At 74.6% G+C, this 20,922-nt stretch carries 16 protein-coding genes; 10 read left to right on the plus strand and 6 right to left on the minus strand.

All coding sequences use genetic code 11. The features are described 5' to 3' along the window. From ACIP67_RS34725 to ACIP67_RS34760, 8 genes are all read left to right on the plus strand, one after another. A partial coding sequence (locus tag ACIP67_RS34725; RefSeq protein WP_401697221.1) for a HAMP domain-containing protein occupies nt 1-3,324 on the plus strand: 3,324 nt, incomplete at its 5' end. 52 nt (nt 3,325-3,376) lie between these two features. After that, nucleotides 3,377-5,938, plus strand: coding sequence for a SpoIIE family protein phosphatase (locus ACIP67_RS34730; RefSeq protein WP_401697222.1), 2,562 nt, complete (start codon nt 3,377-3,379; stop codon nt 5,936-5,938). A 216-nt stretch (nt 5,939-6,154) separates the two neighbouring features. Next, nucleotides 6,155-6,547, plus strand: coding sequence for an STAS domain-containing protein (locus ACIP67_RS34735; protein WP_401697223.1), 393 nt, complete (start codon nt 6,155-6,157; stop codon nt 6,545-6,547). Between the two features lie 356 nt (nt 6,548-6,903). Then, nucleotides 6,904-7,803: an STAS domain-containing protein gene (locus ACIP67_RS34740; protein WP_401697225.1), complete on the plus strand. Its 900-nt coding sequence runs from the start codon at nt 6,904-6,906 to the stop codon at nt 7,801-7,803. Continuing rightward, a complete protein-coding gene (locus ACIP67_RS34745; RefSeq protein ID WP_401697226.1) occupies nt 7,800-8,216 on the plus strand; it encodes an STAS domain-containing protein in 417 nt (138 codons plus the stop codon). The genes ACIP67_RS34740 and ACIP67_RS34745 overlap by 4 nt, the downstream gene beginning before the upstream one ends. Then, nucleotides 8,213-8,656 (plus strand): anti-sigma regulatory factor, encoded by a 444-nt coding sequence (locus tag ACIP67_RS34750; RefSeq protein WP_401697227.1) that lies wholly within the window; start codon nt 8,213-8,215, stop codon nt 8,654-8,656. The genes ACIP67_RS34745 and ACIP67_RS34750 overlap by 4 nt, the downstream gene beginning before the upstream one ends. Further along, nucleotides 8,656-9,699 (plus strand): SpoIIE family protein phosphatase, encoded by a 1,044-nt coding sequence (locus tag ACIP67_RS34755; RefSeq protein WP_401697228.1) that lies wholly within the window; start codon nt 8,656-8,658, stop codon nt 9,697-9,699. Before ACIP67_RS34750 ends, ACIP67_RS34755 begins: the two co-directional genes overlap by 1 nt. Further along, nucleotides 9,696-11,417: a PP2C family protein-serine/threonine phosphatase gene (locus ACIP67_RS34760; RefSeq protein ID WP_401697230.1), complete on the plus strand. Its 1,722-nt coding sequence runs from the start codon at nt 9,696-9,698 to the stop codon at nt 11,415-11,417. Before ACIP67_RS34755 ends, ACIP67_RS34760 begins: the two co-directional genes overlap by 4 nt. Nucleotides 11,418-11,812: 395 nt before the next feature. Here ACIP67_RS34760 and ACIP67_RS34765 read toward each other — a convergent pair whose 3' ends face one another. After that, the gene (locus tag ACIP67_RS34765; protein WP_401697231.1) at nt 11,813-12,286 is read right to left on the minus strand and encodes a MarR family winged helix-turn-helix transcriptional regulator; all 474 of its coding nucleotides are present in this window, start codon (nt 12,284-12,286) and stop codon (nt 11,813-11,815) included. Between the two features lie 257 nt (nt 12,287-12,543). On the opposite strand from ACIP67_RS34765, the gene ACIP67_RS34770 reads away from it, so the two are divergent. Together ACIP67_RS34770 and ACIP67_RS34775 are read left to right on the plus strand one after the other, a co-directional pair. Then, the gene (locus ACIP67_RS34770; RefSeq protein ID WP_401697233.1) at nt 12,544-13,923 is read left to right on the plus strand and encodes an NAD(P)/FAD-dependent oxidoreductase; all 1,380 of its coding nucleotides are present in this window, start codon (nt 12,544-12,546) and stop codon (nt 13,921-13,923) included. Nucleotides 13,924-14,130: 207 nt separating this feature from the next. After that, nucleotides 14,131-16,341 (plus strand): FUSC family protein, encoded by a 2,211-nt coding sequence (locus ACIP67_RS34775; RefSeq protein WP_401697235.1) that lies wholly within the window; start codon nt 14,131-14,133, stop codon nt 16,339-16,341. A gap of 215 nt (nt 16,342-16,556) precedes the next feature. On the opposite strand, the gene ACIP67_RS34780 is transcribed toward ACIP67_RS34775, so the two are convergent. From ACIP67_RS34780 to ACIP67_RS34800, 5 genes are all read right to left on the minus strand, one after another. Beyond that, nucleotides 16,557-16,988, minus strand: coding sequence for a hypothetical protein (locus tag ACIP67_RS34780; protein WP_401697237.1), 432 nt, complete (start codon nt 16,986-16,988; stop codon nt 16,557-16,559). A 28-nt stretch (nt 16,989-17,016) separates the two neighbouring features. Beyond that, nucleotides 17,017-17,856, minus strand: a complete 840-nt coding sequence (locus tag ACIP67_RS34785; protein ID WP_401697238.1) for a DUF1206 domain-containing protein — start codon at nt 17,854-17,856, stop codon at nt 17,017-17,019. Between the two features lie 109 nt (nt 17,857-17,965). Continuing rightward, nucleotides 17,966-18,208: a DUF5133 domain-containing protein gene (locus tag ACIP67_RS34790; RefSeq protein ID WP_401697239.1), complete on the minus strand. Its 243-nt coding sequence runs from the start codon at nt 18,206-18,208 to the stop codon at nt 17,966-17,968. A 61-nt stretch (nt 18,209-18,269) separates the two neighbouring features. Then, on the minus strand, nt 18,270-19,106 hold the full coding sequence (locus ACIP67_RS34795; protein WP_401697241.1) for a SigB/SigF/SigG family RNA polymerase sigma factor: 837 nt from the start codon (nt 19,104-19,106) through the stop codon (nt 18,270-18,272). Nucleotides 19,107-20,254: 1,148 nt separating this feature from the next. Next, a complete protein-coding gene (locus tag ACIP67_RS34800) occupies nt 20,255-20,698 on the minus strand; it encodes an ATP-binding protein (protein ID WP_401697243.1) in 444 nt (147 codons plus the stop codon). Between the last annotated feature and the right edge of the window lie 224 nt (nt 20,699-20,922).

Genomic DNA, 20,922 nt, shown 5'->3' on the forward strand with positions numbered 1-20,922 from the left:
GAGATCCTCGAACTGAAGAACACCATCAACACGATGGTCGACCAGCTCTCCGCCTTCGCCGACGAGGTCACCCGCGTCGCCCGCGAGGTCGGCACGGCCGGCAATCTCGGCGGGCAGGCCACGGTCCGGGGTGTCTCGGGCACCTGGAAGGACCTGACGGACAACGTCAACGTGATGGCGTCGAACCTGACCGGTCAGGTGCGGTCCATCGCGCAGGTCGCCACCGCGGTGGCGCGCGGCGACCTGTCCCAGAAGATCACCGTCGAGGCCAAGGGCGAGGTCGCCGCGCTCGCGGACGTCATCAACACGATGGTGGACACGCTCTCGGCGTTCGCCGACGAGGTCACCCGCGTCGCCCGCGAGGTCGGCACGGAGGGACGCCTCGGCGGCCAGGCGCACGTGCCGAACGTGGCCGGCACCTGGAAGGACCTCACCGACAACGTCAACTCGATGGCCAACAACCTCACCGGCCAGGTGCGCAACATCGCGCTGGTGACCACGGCCGTGGCCCGCGGCGACCTGTCGAAGAAGATCGACGTCGACGCCCGCGGCGAGATCCTCGAACTCAAGACGACGATCAACACGATGGTCGACCAGCTCTCCGCCTTCGCCGACGAGGTCACCCGCGTCGCCCGCGAGGTCGGCACCGAAGGACGCCTCGGCGGCCAGGCCGAGGTGGAGGGCGTCTCGGGCACCTGGAAGCGCCTCACGGAGAACGTCAACGAGCTGGCCGGCAACCTGACCCGGCAGGTCCGGGCGATCGCCGAGGTCACCAGCGCGGTCGCCGAGGGCGACCTGACGCGGTCGATCAACGTGGAGGCCTCCGGCGAGGTCGCCGAGCTCAAGGACAACATCAACTCGATGGTGGAGTCCCTGCGCGAGACCACCCGGGCCAACCAGCAGCAGGACTGGCTCAAGACCAACCTCGCGCGGATCTCCGGCCTCATGCAGGGGCACCGGGACCTGCCCGTGGTGGCCGAGCTGATCATGGACGAGCTGGTGCCGCTGGTGTCGGCCCAGTACGGGGCCTTCTACCTCGCCGAGGAGGACGGTCGGGGGCCGGAGCTGCGGCTCGTGGGCGCCTACGGCTACCCCGACGACGACGACCGCCCGACCCGTATCCCGTTCGGCCGCTCGCTGGTCGGCCAGGCCGCGCGCAGCCGCCGTACGATCACGGTCGACGAGCTGCCGGCAGGGTACGTCACGATCTCGTCGGGGCTCGGGAAGGTGGAGCCGAGCGCGCTGATCCTGCTGCCGATCCTGTTCGAGGGGCAGGTGCTCGGGGTCATCGAGCTGGCGTCGGTGAGCGCGTTCACCCAGATCCACCGGGACTTCCTGGAGCAGCTGCGGGAGACCATCGGCGTCAACGTCAACACCATCGTGGCGAACGCCCGCACCGACGAGCTGCTCGACGAGTCGCAGCGGCTGACCGCCGAACTCCAGGCCCGCTCGGCGGAGTTGCAGTCGCAGCAGGAGGAGTTGCAGCGGTCCAACGCCGAGCTGGAGGAGAAGGCCTCCCTGCTGGTGGCGCAGAACCGGGACATCGAGGCGAAGAACCTCCAGATCGAGCAGGCCCGGCAGGAGCTGGAGGCGCGGGCGCAGCAGCTGTCGCTGGCGTCGAAGTACAAGTCGGAGTTCCTGGCGAACATGAGCCACGAGCTGCGCACTCCGCTCAACAGCCTGCTGATCCTCGCCCAGCTGCTCGCCCAGAACCCGTCGCGCAACCTGACGCCGAAGCAGGTGGAGTACGCGGGCATCATCCACTCCGCGGGCTCGGACCTGCTCCAGCTGATCAACGACATCCTGGACCTGTCGAAGGTCGAGGCCGGCAAGATGGACGTCTCCCCGGAGCGGGTGCCGCTGCGGCAGCTCATCGAGTACGTCGAGGCGACGTTCCGGCCGATGACCACGCAGAAGAGCCTGGAGTTCTCCGTCAACACGGCTGCCGGGGCCCCCGCGGACCTGCTGACCGACGACTCCCGGCTGCGCCAGGTGCTGCGCAACCTGCTGTCCAACGCGGTCAAGTTCACCGAGCAGGGCGGTGTGGAGCTGCGGATCGAGCCGGTGGCCGCCGACGAGGTGCCCCAGGGCGTGGTGCGGGGCGGCACGGTGGTCGCCTTCCGGGTGCGGGACACCGGCATCGGTATCCCTGAGCAGCACCTGGAGACCATCTTCGGCGCCTTCCAGCAGGCCGACGGCACCACCAGCCGCAAGTACGGCGGCACCGGACTGGGACTGTCCATCACCCGCGAGATCGCCCATCTGCTCGGCGGTGCGGTGACGGTGGACAGCACGCCCGGCAAGGGCAGCACGTTCACGCTCTACCTGCCGGTCGCCCGGGTGGACTTCGAGGAGCCGGCCGGCAACGGACGGGCGGTGGAGCGCAGGCCGGACGACGAGCCGGTGCCGCTCGCGTCGCCCGCCTCCGGCGCCCTGCCGTCGGCGTCCGGCGCGTCCGCGCAGAAGCCCCGCCGGCTGCTGGTGGTGGAGGAGCGTCCGCGCGGTCTGCTGACGCTGGTCGCCGAGAGCGTGGTGGCGGACATCGCGCGCGGCCGGGACGACGGCAGCCCGCCGCCGCCGGTCGACATCGTCACCGCCGTCGGGGCGCAGGAGGCGGCCGGGGCGCTGGCCGCCGAGCCGTGCCACTGCGTGGTGCTGGAGCTGGGCATGCCCGGCGCGGAGGCCTCCCGCTTCCTGGAGGCGTTCCAGGGGGACTCGGCGCTGGCGGGTGTGCCGGTCCTGGTGCACAGCGGCCACCGTGCCGACCTCGCCCAGGAGGAGACGTTGCAGTCCCGGGCCGCGGGCCGGCCGCTGGAGTTCCTCTCCAGCCTGGACGAGCTGCGGGAGCGGATCACGCTGCACCTGTCGGCCGAGGAGCCCGGGGACGTGCTCGCCCTGGTCCGGCCGGACGAGCCGCAGCCCGTGGGGCCCCCGCCCGTCGACGACGCCGTCGTGGGCCGTACGGTCCTCGTGGTGGACGACGACGCGCGCAACCTGTTCGCCCTGAGCGGCATCCTGGAGCTGCACGGCATCCGGGTGCTGCACGCGGAGAACGGGCGTGAGGGCATCGAGACGCTGCGCGGCAACCCGGACGTCGCCCTGGTCCTGATGGACGTGATGATGCCGGAGATGGACGGGTACACGGCCACGGCCGAGATCCGTACGATGCCGCGGTACGCGGATCTGCCCATCATCGCGGTGACGGCCAAGGCCATGCCCGGCGACCGGGAGAAGAGCCTCGCCTCGGGGGCCAGTGACTACGTGACCAAGCCCGTCGACACCCACGACCTGATGTCCTGCGTCCGCCGCTGGCTGACCGCCTGAGCGCGGCCGTCCTTCCGAGCGCCGGTCGTCCCGGCCGAGGAGTCATCGCACCGTGAGCATTCCCGAACAGCCGCACGACCGGCACGACGGTCCGGCAGGGCCGGCGCCGTCGGCCTCCGTCTCCCCGGGGACCGGGGACGGACCGGCACCGCCGGTCCGGAGCTCCGTCGACCCGTCGTCCCTCGCACCGGCCGGCACCGACCCGTCGGTGCCGGCACAGGTCGCCACCGCCCCGCCGGCCTCCGCACCGGGGGCCGGCCGCGGGTCCGAGGGCGCGAACCCCACCCCGGTGGGCCGCCTCGCGGCCACGGTCGAGCGGCTGCGCCGTGAGGTGCGGGCGGCGCAGGCGGAGGCCGAGGGGCGGGCGCTGGTCGAGCTGGCCAAGGGCATCCTGGTGGAGCGGCTGGGGTGCGGGCCGGCCGAGGCCGCCCGGCAGCTGACCGAACTGGCGGAGCAGGCCGGGATGTCGCCGCTGGAGTTCGCGGTGGACGTCATCAACCAGGCCGCCAAGGACCGGGTGTCGGAGGTGACCGACGCCTTCTTCGCGACCGTCTCGGGTGCCGGGGCGCCGGTCGAGACCTCCGCGGCCGTACGGCTGCGGGCCGCGGAGAGCGGGGCGCTGGCCGCGCACGACGCCCAGGCGGTCGCCGACTCCCTGCTGCAGCACGCCCTGGGCCCGCTGGGCGCGGTGGCCGTGGCGATCTGGGCGGCGGGCTCCGACGGGTCGCTGACGCTGGCCGGGAGCGCCGGCTTCCCCGCCGGCGAGGCCACCCGCTGGCGCTACGTCCCCCCGGACGTCCTCACGGTGGCCCGCCACGGGCTCACCGAGCGCTCGGCGCAGTGGATCGCGTCCCTGGCGCAGACCGGGCTGCCCACCATCGGCCGGCACCTGTACCCCGACGGCGGCCGGGTCGCCCTGCCCGCCGGGACCGGGGGGCGGGTCCACGGGGTCCTGGAGATCGCGTGGCCGGGTCCGCTGGAGCCGCAGCCGCCCCAGGTCGTGCGGCAGGTGGAGGCGCTGGCGGAGCTGTGCGCGCACACGCTCCAGACCTACCCCCGCGGTGCGGGCGCCGACGCGGAGCCACGGATGCTGCCGGACGCGGCGGAGCTGATGGACCTGGCGGACGGGCTGCACGACCCGGCGCTCGTGCTGGTGCCGCACGTCGACGCGGCGGGACAGCTGGTGGACTTCCGCATCCAGCACGTCAACGACCGGTTCCTGGACCCGGCGGGACGGCCGCGCGCGGTGGTCAACGGCGCGCTGCTGCTGGAGGCGTACCCGATGGCCGCGGGCGGCAGCGACCTCTTCCAGCGCATCGAGCGCGTCCACGCCACCGGCGAGCCGTTCCGCGCCCGCCGGATGAGTCTGACCGCGCTGGTCGACGAGGTGCCGCTGTCGGCGGTCGCGGATCTGAGCATCAGCCGGCACGGCACCTGTGTGCTGCTGATCTGGCGCATCGAGGACGAGACGGCACGGCTGGCGAGCCTGTTGCAGCACGCGCAGCGCCTCGGCCGTATCGGCGGCTTCGAGGAGAACGTGCTGACGGGCGAGACCACCTGGAACGGGCAGATGTTCGCCCTGTACGGGAGGGACCCGTCGAGCGCCCCGGTGCCGCTGGAGGAACTGGCGGCGTACGCCCATCCGGACGACGCGGTGGCCATCGGCCGGTTCCTGCGCACGCTGCTGCACAACCGCCGTCCGGCCTCCGCCGCCTTCCGGCTCCAGCGGCCCGACGGGGTGACCCGGCACATGCGGATCGTCGCCGAGCCGGTGCTGGACACCGACGGCCGGCTGGTCGCGCTGCGCGGGGCCTACCAGGACATCTCGGCCCAGCACTGGACGGAGGTGGCGCTCGCCGCCACCCGTGACCAGCTCGCCCAGACCGAGCAGCACGCGAGCGAACGCAGCCGGCTGGCGCTCCAGCTCCAGCACGCGATCATGCCGCCCACCCGGCCACCGCTGGAGGCCCCCGGTCTCCAGGTGGCGGTCCGTTACCGGCCCGCCGAGGAGGAGCACCTGGTGGGCGGCGACTGGTACGACGCGGTGGTGCTGCCCTCGCGGCTGGTGATGCTGTGCGTGGGGGACGTGGCCGGGCACGGCATCGAGGCGGCGACCAGCATGGTGGTGCTGCGCAACGCGCTGCGCGGGCTGGCCGTGACCGGTGCCGGGCCGGGCCAGCTGCTGTCGTGGCTGAACATCGTCGCGCACCATCTGACGGGCGCGGTCACGGCCACGGCGGTGTGCGGTCTGTACGACCCGGTCCGGCGGACCCTGCGCTGGGCCCGGGCGGGCCATCTGCCGCCCGTCCTGGTACGCGCCTCGGGCGCCGCGCCGCTGCCGCTGCCGCTGCTGAAGGGCATGCTGCTGGGGGCGGTGCCGGAGACGACGTACGAGGAGGAGGAGATCCAGCTCGCCGCGGACGACACGCTGCTGATGTACACGGACGGGCTGATCGAGCGGCGGGACCGGTCGGTGGAGGAGTCGCTGACGCACCTGCTGAGCCAGGTCAGCACGGTTCCGCCGACGCTGGACCAGCAGTTGGACCGGCTGCTGACCTACAGCAGGTCCGACACGGACGACGACACCTGCATCGTGGGCATCAGGCTGGGGTAGCGCGGGGTCCTCCGGGTCACCCACGGGGCGGGTGCATGCGGGGACGGTTCCGGGGTATCCGCTCGGGCGCGGTACGACGCGAGAGCCGCAGGTGAAGAGGGGAAGCGACACCGGCCGTGTGGCCGGTGGGGCGTCCCGCCTCCACCCGGCTCTCGCGTCGTACCGCAGTCGCCCGCCGGGCCGCACGGCCCGGACCGTCAGTTTTCGGAGGTACTCGTGTCCATCGCCCAGAACCCGCTGTCCGTCGAGGTCACCCTGCCCCGCGACGACGTGGCCCTGGTCACGGTCGAGGGGCATCTGGACCTCGACACCGCGACCGAGTTCCAGGCCCATCTGGCCAACCAGCTCCATCACGGCCGACGCCACTTCCTCCTGGATCTGTCGGCGGTGCCGTTCATGGACTCGTCCGGTATGAACATCATTCTGCGGGTGTACCAGGAGGCGCGGGAGCTGCCCGGCACCGTGCACGTGATCAATCCCACGCCGGCGGTGCGCCGGGTGCTGGACCTCACCGGGGTCAGCCTCACCGTGCCGGTGTCCGAGAAGGTCGACGACGCCCTGGCGCTCATCGACCGTCCGCAGGCCGCCCCGGGTGACGAAGGGGCCTGACCGGCCGGCCGCCGCACACCGCGAACCCGCAGGTGCGCGGCGACCGGCGGCCCGCCCTCCGGCCGACAGTTGCCGTTTGACAACCATAGGCGCGAGGCAACAGAGTGGGCGGACCACTGACCTGGCCGAACTCCGGTGAGGGGCGCAGCCGTTGGAACGAGGACCGCTCGGCCGTCGAACACGCGTCGCCCCTTCGGGCAGGTGTCACGGCGGCCGCCGCACGAGCGGGTTGCCGGGCCGGAGCGGGGTGTCGTGGGCGATCGGCCCGTGGTTAGGGTTGTCGCCCGGCAAGAGTCACGTCCCCCGCCGTGCGCGGCAGGAGCGCGGCGGCAGGAAAGCAGACGAGGAGTGAGGCAGTGCCGGAGCACCAAGCGGCCGCACCGAACGGAACACCGGCCGACGAGATCGGAACCTTCCTGAGCCGCCGCCGGGAGCAGATCGCCCAGCGGTGGGCCGACGAACCCCTGTTCCGCACCGTGTACACCGTCGCGCGCGAGGAGGCGGTGGAGGCGGGCCGGAGCGTGGCGGACGCCCTGGCCCAGGTCGCCCGCACCGGCCGGGTCGAGGACTCCGACAGTCCGGGATTCGGCGCGGTGCGCGAGCAGTTGGCGCGGATGACGGCCGCCCGGTCCCGCTCCGGCCGGACCACCGCCCAGGTGTGCGGCGAGGTGGACGCCCTGCGGATCCACGCCGTGGACCTTCTGGTCGCCGACCTGCCGGACGCGACGGCGGAGCACCTCAGAGACTGCACCACCGCCTTGACCGTCCTCATGGGGACGCTGCGGCTGGTGGTGATGGAGACCGCGCTGACCGAGGCGCGGGCGCGCAGTGACCGGCAGCAGTTGGAGATGCTGGAGGTCGCCACGCCCGTGATCCGGCTGTGGGACGGCATCGTCGCCGTCCCGCTCATCGGCACGCTCGACAGCGCGCGCAGCCAGGTGGTGATGGAGACGCTGCTGGAGGCGGTCGTCGACCAGCAGGCCCGCTTCGCGATCCTGGACATCACCGGGGTGCCGACGGTCGACTCGCTGGTCGCGCAGCACCTGATGAAGACGGTGGCCGCCGTACGGCTGATGGGCGCGGAGTGCGTCGTCTCCGGCATCCGGCCGGCGATCGCCCAGACCATCGTGCACCTGGGACTGGACCTGGGGACCGTGGTCACCCGGGCCGGCCTGGCCGACGCCCTGTCGTACGCCCTCAACGGGCTCGGCGCCGACATCGTGCACACGACGCCCGGTGGTGCGGGTCCACGGTGAACGACCACTTCTCCCCAGCCGGCGCGGTGCCCGTGCCGGTGCTCAGGCTGGGTGACGTCCTGCTGGTCACGTTGCAGGGGGACCTGTACGACGGCGCGGCGGAACAACTCCAGCAGGACATCGTGGAGGCGATCGCCGGCAGCCGGGTGACCGGCGTGGTCATCGACATCTCGGGCGTGGAGATCGTCGACTCCTTCCTCGGGCGGGTGCTGGCCGAGATCGCGGCGAACGCCCGGCTGCTGGCCGCCCAGACCGTCGTGGCCGGCATGCGGCCCGCGGTCGCCCTCACCCTGGTGGAGCTGGGACTGACGCTCCCCGGGCTGCGGACCGCACTGAGCACGGAGGCGGCCCTGGAACTCCTCGGCCTGGACGGCGCGTCCGTCCCGCGCGGCCCTCGCCGGGAGCCCCGGTGAGCGGGACCGCCGCGGGCATCGAGGCCCGCCTGCCGATCCGCACGGAGCGGGACCTGGTGTGGGTGCGGCAGCATGTGCGGCAGGCGGCCGCCGCGCTCGGCTTCAGTCTGGTCGAACAGACGAAGCTGGTCACGGCGGCCAGCGAACTGGCCCGCAATACGCTGGTCTACGGCGGCGGCGGTGAGGTGGACGCGTCGCCCGTCTCCGACGGGCACCACCGGGGACTGCGGCTGGTCTTCTCGGACGACGGTCCGGGCATCGCCGACCTGGAGCAGGCGCTGAGTGACGGCTACACCTCCGGCGACGGGCTGGGCCTCGGTCTGGGCGGCGCGCGGCGGCTGGTGCACGACTTCGCCATCGACAGCACGCCCGGTGCCGGTACGACGGTGACGGTGACCTCGTGGGCGGCCCGCCCGCCCCGGCCGCGTGAGGAGTTCTGATGCCGCGCGTGTGGGACGTCCCGGTGCACGACCCGACGCGGGTGCGCGACGCGCGCGTGGCCGCGGAGGAGGCCGCGGCGCGCGTGGGCCTCGACGAGTCGCGCGCGGCGGCCGCCGCGCTGGTGGCGACGGAGCTGGCCACCAACCTCCTCAAGCACGCCGGCGGCGGCCGGCTGCTCGTGGACACGGTCGCCCCGCCGGGCGGACGGGGCGGGGCCGTCGTCCAGATAGCCGCCGTGGACCACGGGCCGGGCATGGCCGACGTACCGGCCGCGCTGGGCGACGGGTTCTCCACGGCCGGCTCCCTGGGGGCCGGTCTGGGCACCTGCCGGCGGGTGGCCGACGACTTCCACCTGCACAGCGTCCCCGGACGGGGCACGGTCGCACTGGCCCGCGTCGGCGCGGCGGCGTCGGCGGACACCGGGGAGCCCGTGCCCGTGCGGGCCGGTGGGGTGAACGTGCCGTTCGCCGGTGACGAGTTCTCCGGGGACGCCTGGACGTGGGTGCGCGCCGACGACCGGTACACCCTCATGCTGGCCGACGGGCTGGGGCACGGCCCTGAGGCGGCCCGCGCCTCGACCGCCGCGGTCGAGGAACTGCGCCGCTCGGCCCACCTCGGACCCGCTCAGGTGCTGCGCCGCCTGGACGGCGCGCTGCGCGGCACGCGGGGCGCGGCGGTCGCGCTGGCCCAGGTCGACGTACGGACCGGACGGCTGAGGTGCGCCGGGATCGGGAACGTGGGGGCACGGCTGCGCGAGGGCGACTCCTGGCGCCATCTGCTCTCCCGGCCCGGCATAGTGGGCGTGCACCGCCCGGCCACCCTGACCGAGACCGAGGCCGTGTGGGCCCCGGACCGTGTGCTGGTGCTGCACAGCGACGGTCTGCCCAGCCGCTGGGTGCCGCCGTCCGACCCCCTGCTGCCGGCCGCCGACCCGGCGGTGACCGCCGCGGTGATCGTGCGTGACGCCAGCAGCCCCGCCCGCCCGGTGCGTGACGACACCGCCGTGGCCGTCCTGTCCCCGACCCCGGCGGACCGCCCATGATGCGTACCTGGCAGATCACCTCCGTCACCGACGCGGCACGCGCCCGGATCGCCGCCGCGCGCCTGGCCGCCGCGTTCGGCGTCGCGCCCCTGGAGCGGACGCGGCTGGCGACCGCGCTCAGCGGACGGCTGCGCCAGTGTCTGACCAAGGGCGGCACCTGGCGGCTCACCCTGGAGACGGCCGACGGGCTGCTGCGGGCCGATGTCACCCCCGCCCTCGCCGCCGGTGAACCGCCCTGGCAGGTCGCCGTGGACTGCCCCGAACCCGCGGACGCCACCGCGTGGGCCCTGGTCGCCGACGACCCCGGAGTCCTCGCGGAGGCCCTGCTCGGCGCCGACGAGGACACCGGGCTCGTCCTGGACCGGCTCGCCGAACAGGAGGAACTGGTCGCCTTCCACCGGGAGGAGCTGCACCAGACCAACCAGGGCGTCCTGGCGCTGCACGCCGAGCTGGACGCCGCCGGGCGGGCCCAGCGCGAGGCCTTCGCGGCGGAGCGTGCGGCCCGGCAGGAGGCGGAGAGCGCCCGGCGCCGGCTGAGGTTCCTGGCCGACGCCAGCGCGGTGCTGACGGCCTCCCTCAACCACGAGGAGATCGTGCGCCGGCTGCCCGAACTGCTGGTGCCCGAGTACGCGGGCACGGTCGACGTCTGGCTCTTCGAGGACGGGGACGACGACCGCCACCCCTCGGTCCCGCACCCGGCGGCCGCCGTGACAGCCGCCCGCACCGGACGGCCCCAGTACGCGGCCGACCACCCCGGCGGTCTGTCCGGCGTGGACGACCAGCCGCCGTCTGCGCTGCACCCCCGGCGGCCGCTGCTGTGCGTGCCGCTGCCGACGCGGCGCGCGCCGCTGGGCGTGCTGACCCTCACGCCGCCCGGCGAGCGCTGGGACCCCGACGACGCCGTCATGCTGATCGAACTGACCCGGCGGGCCAGCACCGCGCTCGACAACGCGCGGCGCTACGAGCACAACCGGGACATCGCCGAGACGCTCCAGCGCGCCCTGCTGACCGAGCTGCCGACCACCCCGGGGCTGCGGCTGGCGGCCCGCTACCTGCCCGCGACGTACGGGCTGAACATCGGCGGCGACTGGTACGACGCGTTCCGGCAGCCCGACGGCAGCCTGATCACCGTGATCGGCGACGTGACCGGGCACGGGCTGCACGCGGCGGTGATGATGAGCCAGCTGCGCACCGCGCTGCGGGCCTACGCCGTGGACGGGGGCAGCCCGGGCGTGCTGCTGACCCGGCTGCACACCTTCCTGCACCACCTCCAGCCCGACCTGTACGCGACGGCCGTCATCGCCCGCTTCCAGCCGGGCGAACCCGTCCTGACGTGGGCGGCCGCCGGACATCCGCCGCCCGTGCTGCGCGACCCGGACGGGCGGGTGCGCACGCTGGACGCCAAGCCGGGGGCGATGCTCGGCATCCCGCTGCGGCAGGAGATCGCCGACCACACGGTCCCGCTGGCGCCGGGGTCGACCCTGGCCCTGTACACGGACGGCCTGGTCGAGCGGCGCGCCCACGGCATAGACCCGGGCATCGCCCGGCTCGCGGCGGCGCTCGGCGCGTTCCGCACCGAGGAGCTGGACACGGACCTGGACGCGTCGGCCGAGCGCATCCTGGACCCGATGCTCAGCGACTCCGAGCGCGACGACGACGTCTGTCTCCTGCTCAGCCACATCGACAGCCGGACGGGGGCGGTGACTGTGGGGGCCTGAGGCCGGGGGCCTGAGGCCAGGGCCAGGGCCGGAGACCTGAGGCCAGGGCCGGAGGCCGGGGGCCGAGGGCCAGGGCCGGAGGCCGGGAGCCAGGGCCGGAGGCCGGGAGCCAGGGCCGGAGGCCGGGAGCCAGGACCGGGGGCCGGGGGCCAGGACCGGAGGCCGGGGGCCGGGGGCCAGGGCCGGGGGCCGAGGGCCAGGACCGGAGGCCGGGAGCCGAGGGCAAGGGCCGGAGGCCGGGAGCCAGGACCGGAGGCCGGGGCTTGAGGCCGGAGGCCGGGGCCGGAGGCCGGGGCCGGAGGCCGGGGCCGGAGGCCGGGGCCGGAGGCCGGGGCCGGAGGCCGGGGCCGGAGGCCGGAGGCCGGGCCAGGACCGGGGCCGGGGCCGGAGGCCTGTCAGGTGTCCGGTGTGTCGGTGTTGGCCTGCCGGAAGGCGAAGAGACCGTGCTCCAGGGCGGTGCGCTGCGCCGTCGTCATGCCCTCGAACACGGCCGCCAGCCGGCGGACGCGCCGGTCGGTGACGTCCGCGAGGACACGCCGGCCGTAGGCGGTCAGCATGAGCTGCACCTCGCGCCGGTTGCGTGGCTGCACGGTCCGCTCCAACAGCCCGGCCGCCTCCAGCCGGTCGCACAGGCGGCTCGCGGTGGGCAGCCCGATGCCGAGGTGCTCGGCGAGGCCGGTCAGATTGAGTTCCGGGCTGCGCCGCACCGTTCTGAGGGCGAGCAGCTGCCGGTCGGGCAGCCGGGGCGCGGTCTCCTCGGCGGCCGCGAGCCAGCAGGCCACCAGGCTCTCCACCGCGTCCACGACCCGCCGAGCCGCCGCTTCCCGGGTCTCCCCCCGGTCGTTCTCGGAGCCCTCCGCGCACCCCACGCCGCTACCCTCCGGCCACCGCACTTGTCATGTACGTCGAGCTACCCGAAGGGCCCGGGCGTACACAGGTCCATTGACGGGTACGTCGGTTTCTTCGGAAGAAACGTTCGTCTGCGTGCGCCGCCCGGCTGGCGGAACCGCTCCGGTCGGGGTGGGATCGACGGGACCGGCGCCGACCGGACCGATCAGGTGCGAAGGGGCCGTCCGGCGGGCACGCGCATGACGTCGAGGCAGACCGCCCGGAGCCGCAGAAAGGGATGGACATCGTGACACGACCCAGGATCCTGGTGGTGGGTGCGGGCTTCGCGGGGGTGGGGTGCGTGCGGCGCCTGGAGCGCAGGCTCGCCCCCGACGAGGCCGACGTCACCCTGGTGACACCGTTCAGCTACCAGCTCTATCTGCCGCTGCTGCCGCAGGTCGCCTCCGGCGTGCTGACGCCCCAGTCGATCGCCCTCTCGCTGCGCCGCAGCAGCAAGTACCGCACCCGGATCATCCCGGGCGGCGCCATCGGCGTGGACCTCAAGTCGAAGGTCTGCGTCGTCCGGACCATCACCGACGAGATCGTCGACGAGCCGTACGACTACATCGTGCTGGCTCCCGGCAGTGTCACCCGGACCTTCGACATCCCCGGGCTGACGGATCACGCCTTCGGGATGAAGACGCTCGCGGAGGCCGCCTACGTCCGCGACCACGTCATCACCCAGCTCGACCTCGCCGACGCCAGCCAGAACCCCGCCGAACGGGCCTCACGGCTGCAGTTCGTGGTCGTCGGCGGCGGCTACGCGGGCACCGAGACCGCCGCCTGCCTGCAACTGCTCACGCACAACGCGATCAAGCGCTACCCGCGGCTGGACCCGGGCCTGATCAAGTGGCACCTCATCGACATCGCCCCGAAGCTGATGCCGGAGCTGGGCGACCGGCTCGGCCGCAGCGCCCAGGAGGTGCTGCGCCGGCGCGGGATCGAGATCTCGCTGGGGACGTCCATCGCCAAGGCCGGTCCCGAGGAGGTCACCTTCACCAACGGGCGGGTGGTCCCCACCCGCACGCTGATCTGGACCGCCGGTGTCGTGGCCAGCCCGCTCATCGCCACCCTCGGCGCGGAGACCGTCCGCGGGCGCCTGGCGGTCACGTCCGAGATGTGCCTGCCGGGCCAGGACGGGGTGTTCGCGCTCGGGGACGCCGCCGCGGTGCCCGACGAGGCCAAGGGCGAGGCGGGCGCCGTCTGCCCGCCCACCGCGCAGCACGCCATGCGGCAGGGCCGGGCCGTCGCCGACAACGTCATCGGGACGCTGCGGGGCCAGGGGATGAAGCCGTACGTGCACAAGGACCTCGGCCTGGTCGTCGACCTCGGCGGCACCGACGCGGTCTCCAAGCCCCTCGGCGTGGAACTGCGCGGGCTGCCCGCGCAGGCCGTCGCCCGCGGGTACCACTGGAGCGCGCTGCGCACGGGCGTCGCCAAGGCGCGGGTGCTGACGAACTGGACGCTCAACGCGGTCGCGGGCGACGATTTCGTCCGCACCGGCTTCCAGGCGCGCCGGCCCGCCAAGCTGAAGGACTTCGAGTACACCGACAGCTACCTGACGCCGGAGCAGGTGCGGGCACACGTGGAGGGCACGCGGCCGCCCGGGGACGGGTGAGCCCGGGCGGGTGCGGGAGGCGCCGAAGGACTCCGATAGGTTCGGTGGGGTCGTGAGGTCGCGGATCCGTGAGGTCGCGGATCCGCGAGCCCGCGGGTCCGGGATCCGGTGTCTCCGGGTGTGTGAGAGCCACCGGCCGTCGGGCGGGTGGGACGAGGCGGGAGAGAGTACGGCGGCGTGAAGGCGGCACGGTCGGTCGGGACGAGGGTGTGGGATCGGATCCTGGCGTCCGATCCGGGGTTGCTGCGGCTCGCGGCCGGGCTCCGGACGGTCGGCGCGATCGCCCTGACGCTGGCCGTGCTCGCCTCGCTGGGCGCGGACGTGACGCACCTGGTGGCGGGCGCCATCGCGGCCATGGTCGCCACGTTCGCCATCCGGGAGAAGCAGCGCGGCGCCCAGGCCGTCACCCTGGCCCTGGGCCTGCCCGTGGCGCTCGCCTCGGTCTCCCTGGCGGCCCTGCTCAGCTCGCGGGTGGTGGCGGGCGACGTCTTCTTCGTCGTCCTCATCTTCTGCGCCGTCTACGGCCGCCGGTTCGGCGACCGGGGCACCGCGCTCGGCCTGATCGGCTTCCAGGTGTACTTCATGTCCCTGTTCGTCGGGGCCACCGGAGCGACCCTGCCCGGCCTGTGCGGGACGATCGTCGTCGCGTTCGGGTGCAGTGCGGTGGCGCGGTTCGGGCTGGTGCCGCAGACGCCGACGGGCATCCTCGCACGGCTGCGGCACGCCTTCCGGGCGCGGCTGGCGCAGTTGCTGGACGCGCACCTGGACCTGCTCGACGCGGGCCCCGACGACGTGGAGAAGGTGCTGGCGCAGGTGCGCGAGGGCACCGCCCGGCTGCACGAGACGGCCATGATGATCCAGAGCCGGCTGGAGGAGGGCACCCCGGACGAGGCCACCGCCCGGCTGGTGCAGCGCCGCATCGCCGACGCGGAGATCGCCGCCGAACGGCTCGGTCTGCTGCTGCTCACGGCACGCAGCGCCGAGCGGACGCACACCCTGACCCTGCACCTGCCCGGCGCGCCGTTCCCCGCGAGCGGGCGGCTGCCGGTGCGGGACGAGGCGACCGACGTGCTCCGCCGCGACCTGGGGGCGCTGCGCCTGCTGGTACGGCATCCCGTCGCCGACGGCACGGGTCTGGCGCAGGTGCGCAACCGGCTGCTCGGCTACCGGGAGGAGGAGAACCTGCCGGTCGCCTCCCCGGCCGTGCAGGACGTCTTCCGGGGCGTCGGCGAGGCGGCCCGGGCCGTGCTCGGCCTGCGGATCGCGCTCGACGGGCCCCAGGACGAGTCCGACGACAGCCCCGAGACGGCCCGCTCCCGCGAGGAACTGGACGCCGAGGACGCCGCCATCGCCGGGGAGGACGCCGAGGCGGAGGCGGCGGAGGCCACGGGGCTGCGGAGGCCGACGACCCGGGCGGCCGTGCAGGTCGCCGTCGGCTCCTCACTGGCCATCGTCGGCGGCGAGCTGCTGTCGACGAACCGCTGGTACTGGGCGGTGCTGACCTGCTGGATCGTGTTCATCAACACGGCCTCGACCGGGGAGATCCTGGTCAAGGGCTACCGGCGGCTCCTGGGGACCGTGCTGGGCGTGATCGCGGGCATCGGGCTCGCGGGAGTCGTGGGCCACCACACCGTGACGGCGTTCGCCGTGGTGCTGGTCTGCGTGTTCGCCATGTTCTACACGGCGCCGCTGTCGTACACCCTCATGTCGTTCTTCGTCACCGCGGCGCTCGGGGTGCTGTACACGCTGCTGCACACCTACAGCCCGTCGGTGCTGGTGCTGCGGATCGAGGAGACGGCGCTGGGGGTGGTCTGCGGGGTGGTGGCGGCCGCGCTGGTGCTGCCGGTGCACACCGACCGGCGCACGAACGAACTGCTGACGACGGTGCTGGAGCGGCTGGCCGACGTCACCGAAGGTGCCGTCGACCAGCTCAGCGGGGGCCCTCCCGCCGATCTGCTGGACCGGGCCCGCGACCTGGACCAGGCGCTGGCCGACCTCCGGGCAGCCACGAAACCGCTGACCCATCCGGTCACCCCGCTGCGGACCCGCCGGGACACCGCACGGTACGTCGTCGCCCTGCTGGAGACCTGCGCCTACCACGCCCGGTCCCTCGCGGCGACGGCCGAGCTGCTGCCGACCCATCCGTCCATCGCCGCGGACCCGCGGCTGCGCACAGCCGGGCGGCGCAACCTGGACAACATCCGCACGCTCGCGGCGCACGTCGCCGAGCGAGGCGGTACCGCCGAGGTGCGGACCGGCCCGAGCATCGCCGCGCTGCTGGAGCCCGGCGGGCCCGCGACGCCCCGCTACGGCCGGGTCACCGACCGCGTGCTGCGGCACCTGCAACGCCTGGACGAAGCCGTGGTCGGCCTGGCCCGGCCACTGGCCGTCCCGGTGTCCCGACCACCGGAGCGGTGACCGGGGCGCTGGGCAGCCTGGCAGCCGGGGCCGCTGGGTGGCCTGGCAGCCGGGCAGGCGACGGACCGGAGGGCCGGTCAGTGGTCGCCGGTCCGGTCCGGCCGGACCAGGCCGGAGCGGCCCCGGGCCGGTCCCGGCCGGGGTTCGGCCGGGACGGTGGCCGGGCGGTGGCCTGGCCGGGCCAGCCGGCGGGGTCCACGGGCGGCCCGGGGCGGTCAGAAGTCCGTGGGCATGCCGCTGGCGGCGGCGATCCCGCGCAGTTCCTCGGTGTCGCTCTGACGCCGGCGGATGCAGCCGGCGATCTCGGCGAGCCGCTCCGGGTCGGACGCGGTGACGGCGTCGGTGACGACCCGCACCGGGCCGGTCCCGTCGACGTTGATCTCCACGAGCTGGTTGTCCAGCCGGCCGGTGACGGCGGTGGCGATGACCAGGGCGGCCTCGTCGCGGATCTCCTGCGGCAGATCCTCGGTGTCCTGCGGGTCCAGCGCGAAGTCGAGGCTCTCGGGGGCTTGTGCGTCCAGGGCGCGCAACGCGGGCGCGACGACCTTGAGCAGCATCGCGTAGTCCTCGCTGTCCATGCGGACGCGGAGGAGGTCGAGGTACATGTCCACGGGTCGTCCGTCCGGCGGGAACTCGGATTCGTTCATCTCCCCCGGGTTCCCCGGCAGCCGGACGTCAGACCTTCCGCCAGCGGGCCATGGCGAACGAGAAGAGGCCGAAGAGCACCAGACCGGCCGCGACGCAGGCCAGCAGCCCCGGCCCGGCCGGGGTGTCCGCGAAGGAACGCAGCGTGTCGTCGAGTCCCTTGGCCTCGTCGGGCTCGTAGTCGACCGCGGCCCGTACGGCGAAGGCGCCCGCGGCGGCGAACACCAGGCCGCGCGCCGCGCCGCCGGCCACGCCGGTGAAGTCCACCAGCCGTCGCACGCCCGGCGACATCTGTCCCATCCGCATCTTGTCCCGGTAGGAGCGCAGGACGGCGCGCCCGCCGATCCACAGACCCGCGACGACGACACCGACGGCGGCCACGCCCACCAGCCACTGCCCCGCCGGCCACTCCAGCACGCGGGCCGTGACGTCACGGGACTGCTCGTCGCTGGATCCGCCCCCGCTGCCCGATCCCGCGGCGAACGCCAGGACGGAGTAGGCGACGAAGGCGTAGAAGACGCACCGGACGAGTGCCAGCAGCCGCTTCCGCGCCTTCCGCCCCTCGGGCCCGACCGAGCCGAAGACCAGCTCGGACAGCCGCCACAGCGCCATGCCGACCAGACCGGTGCCCAGCGCCCACAGCAGCACGGAGCCGAAGGGCCGGGCGGACAGTTCGGCGAGGGCTCCCTGGCGGTCGGCCTGCTGCCGCTCCTCGTGGCCGAAGGCGATCTGCAGGGCCAGCGCCCCCACCAGCAGGTAGATCACGCCGCGTGCGGTCAGTCCCGCCCTGGCGGCCCACTTCGTGCCCGACCCCCGCGCCGCGCGCTCGGCGCCCGCCCTGCCGTTGCGCGCCAGGACACTCGCGTTCATTCTCGACCTCCCCGGAAGACTCGGGATTTCGGATGCCCCGGCTCGGGCCCCGCACACGCGGGCGCCCCACCGCGGTGACGTACCGCGATGGGGCGCCCGGCCCGGCCGCTCACGCGTACACGCGAGGCCCGTCGTCGGTGTGCGGCCGCGTCGCCGCGTCCGCCTCGGCCGCCGCGGCGAGCCAGCGGCGGGCCGATTCCAGTGCGAGGGTGACGTCCCGCGTCCCGGTGGAGACGCACAGCGTGTAGGCGAGGTCCTGTGCCCGTGGGTCCGTCTCGGCCGGACCGGTCGCCGTCACGGTCTCGTACTCGTCGACGAGCTTGCGCAGGACGGCCGGGTGGGGCATCAGCATCGGTGGGACTCCTTGTCCGTCACAGAGGGGAGGGATGGGTGCGCGGGTCGCCGGTACGGGCTCAGCTCCGGCCGCCGGGGCGGCCGAGGGCCTCTTCCCGCACCTGGGCGCAGCTGCGGCTGATGAGGCGGGAGACGTGCATCTGGGAGATGCCGAGGCGGTCCGCGATGCGGCTCTGCGTCATGTCCTCGAAGAAGCGCATGTAGAGGATGGCCCGCTCGCGTTCCGGCAGGCGGCGCAGGCTCTCCTTGGCGGACTCTCGGTCGACCACGATGTCGTAGGAGGCGTCGGGTCCGCCCAGGGTGTCCGCGAGGCTGTAGCCGTCGTCGCCGGCGGGGAGCTCGGCGTCCAGCGAGAGGGTGCTGAAGCTCTCCAGGGCCTCCAGGCCCGCGCCGACCTCTTCCTCGGTGAGCCCGGTGTGGGCGGCGATGTCGGCGACGGAGGGCTCGGGCGCGCCGGGGTGCTGGGCGAGTTCGCGGCGGGCCACGCGGACCTTGTTGCGCAGTTCCTGCACCCGGCGGGGGACGCGCAGCGCCCACATCCGGTCCCGGAAGTGCCGCTTGATCTCGCCGGTGATGGTCGGGACGGCGTAGCTCTCGAAGGCGCCGCGTTCCGGGTCGAAGCGGTCGACGGCCTTCACCAGGCCGAGCGCCGCCACCTGCCGGAGGTCCTCGAGGGACTCGCCCCGGTCGCGGAACCGTCCGGCGATCCGGTGGGCCATGGGCAGCCAGGCCGTGACGATCTCGTCGCGCACGGCGTCCCGCTCGGGTCCGTCCTCGAGGGAGGTGAGGCGGACGAAGAGACGGGCGGTGTCGGGAGCGTCGTCGTGGGGTCGGCGTGACTGCGCGGTGGTCGTGGCAGGCGTAGCAGGTCGGCTTGTCGACATCTCGATGAGCATGCGGAATCGCTCCTGAACGGTCGTTTCAGGGTCTGACCACGGGAGGGAGGCTGTCGTCCGGGGCATACGGAGCGCCCCGGAGCAGCTCTGCCGCTCCCGTTGACGCGCCTCCGGTCCGAAGCACGAACCTCCGTCTGCCCTGCCCCCGGAGGAACAAACTCCGCAGACCGGGAAGCGGTCCGGATCGGGTTCGCGGGCCGTCGGCACAGGTGGTGGATCGCACGGGCGGGCCCGCCGGGCGCGGGGCTGGGGTGGCCGGCCTCAGGACGCGGGGTGCCGGTGCGGGTCCCCGTCCCGGGGCCACGGGTCCCGTCCCGGAGACACGGGTCCCGTCCCGGAGAGACGGGTCCGGACGCCCGTCACGGCGTCAGGGCGCGGGTCGCGGGGCTCGGGCGGGGCTCCGGGCCATGGGCGCGGGGCCATGAGCGCCGGGCACCGGGTGCCGGGCCATGGGCGTGGGGCGGCAAGCGCCGGCCCCGCCTCCGGAGGGGCGCCAGGCACGGATCGGCCGGTCTCGGGACCGGGCGCCAGGCACGGATCGGCCGGTCTCGGGACCGGGGGCCGGGGTCGGGGCCGGGGCCGGGGCCAGGGCCAGGGCCAGGGCCAGGGCCAGGGCCAGGGCCAGGGCCAGGGCCGGGGCCGGGGCCGGGGCCGGGGCCGGGGCCGGGGCCGGGGCCGGGGCCGGGGCCGGGGCCGGGGCCGGGGCCGGGGCCAGGGCCAGGGCCAGGGCCAGGGCCAGGGCCAGGGCCGCCGGAGCGCGCCGTCTCTCGTGGCCGGGCGACGCCTCAGCGGTCGGAGGGCGGGGCGCACGGCCCGTACGGGCGACGGCGGGTGCGCACGGCCACGGCGGGTCAGCCTCGCGCGTGGACAGCCAGGCACGTGCTACCGCCGGACACGGCACACCCACGGCGGCCGGAACCGGGCCGGAACCTGCCGCGGGCACGGCACAAGCGCCACGCCGGGCCGCGTCAGGCAAGGACACGCACCGGCCGGCCCGGCTCGGCGCATGCCGCCCGTCCACGGGAGGGTGGACGCACGCGGCACCGGCCGAGGGCGGCACACCGGCCGTGGCCGGCCCCCGCCGGCCGTCCGCCGTTCCTCCGGCACGCCGCGCGGGGGCGTACGCCCCGGGCGGCCGTCCGCGCGGCTCAGTGCACGGGCACCACGGCGGTGATGCGTTTGCCGCCGGACGGCAGGTCGGACACCCTGACGTCCCGGGCCAGCCGGCAGACGATCGGCCAGCCGCGGCCGCCGACGCGGCGCCGCCCCTGTTCGTCGAGGGGGTCGGAGACGACGGGCAGGCGGTCGCTGCGGTCACTGACGGACACCCGCACGGCCTGTCCGTCGACATCGACGTCGTAGCCCGTGACGCCGCCTCCGTGGAGGATGGCGTTGGTGGTCAGTTCGGAGGCGACGAGGAGGGCGTCGGAGAGGGCCTCCTCGTCGTACGGCCGGCCCGTGGCCGCGCAGCGTCCGGCGGCCGCGCGTCGTACGGCGGTGCGCACGTCCGACGGGCGGCACGGCGGCTGTCCGTCGCACCGGCGCGGGCTGTCCGGTGCGTCCGTGCCGTGGGTGATGTGGTGGGCACGCATCCTTTCGCTCCCCTGTGCTTGCGCGGTGGTCGATGGCCCGAGGGACCGGTCGGCGGCTTGCCGCCGGACCGCCCGGCCCCTGCGGCTCCGGGACTTCCGGGCCTCTTCGGCGGTCGGCCGCCGGGCCCCGGACGGTGTGGAGGAACCTGCCGCCGACGGGGTCGGCGGAGGCGGTCGGTGCTCGCCCGACTCCGCGGCCGCCGCGGCCCTCTCCCTGCCGGGCG

The organism is Streptomyces sp. NPDC088812 (genome assembly GCF_044750285.1).
GTDB lineage: Bacteria > Actinomycetota > Actinomycetes > Streptomycetales > Streptomycetaceae > Streptomyces.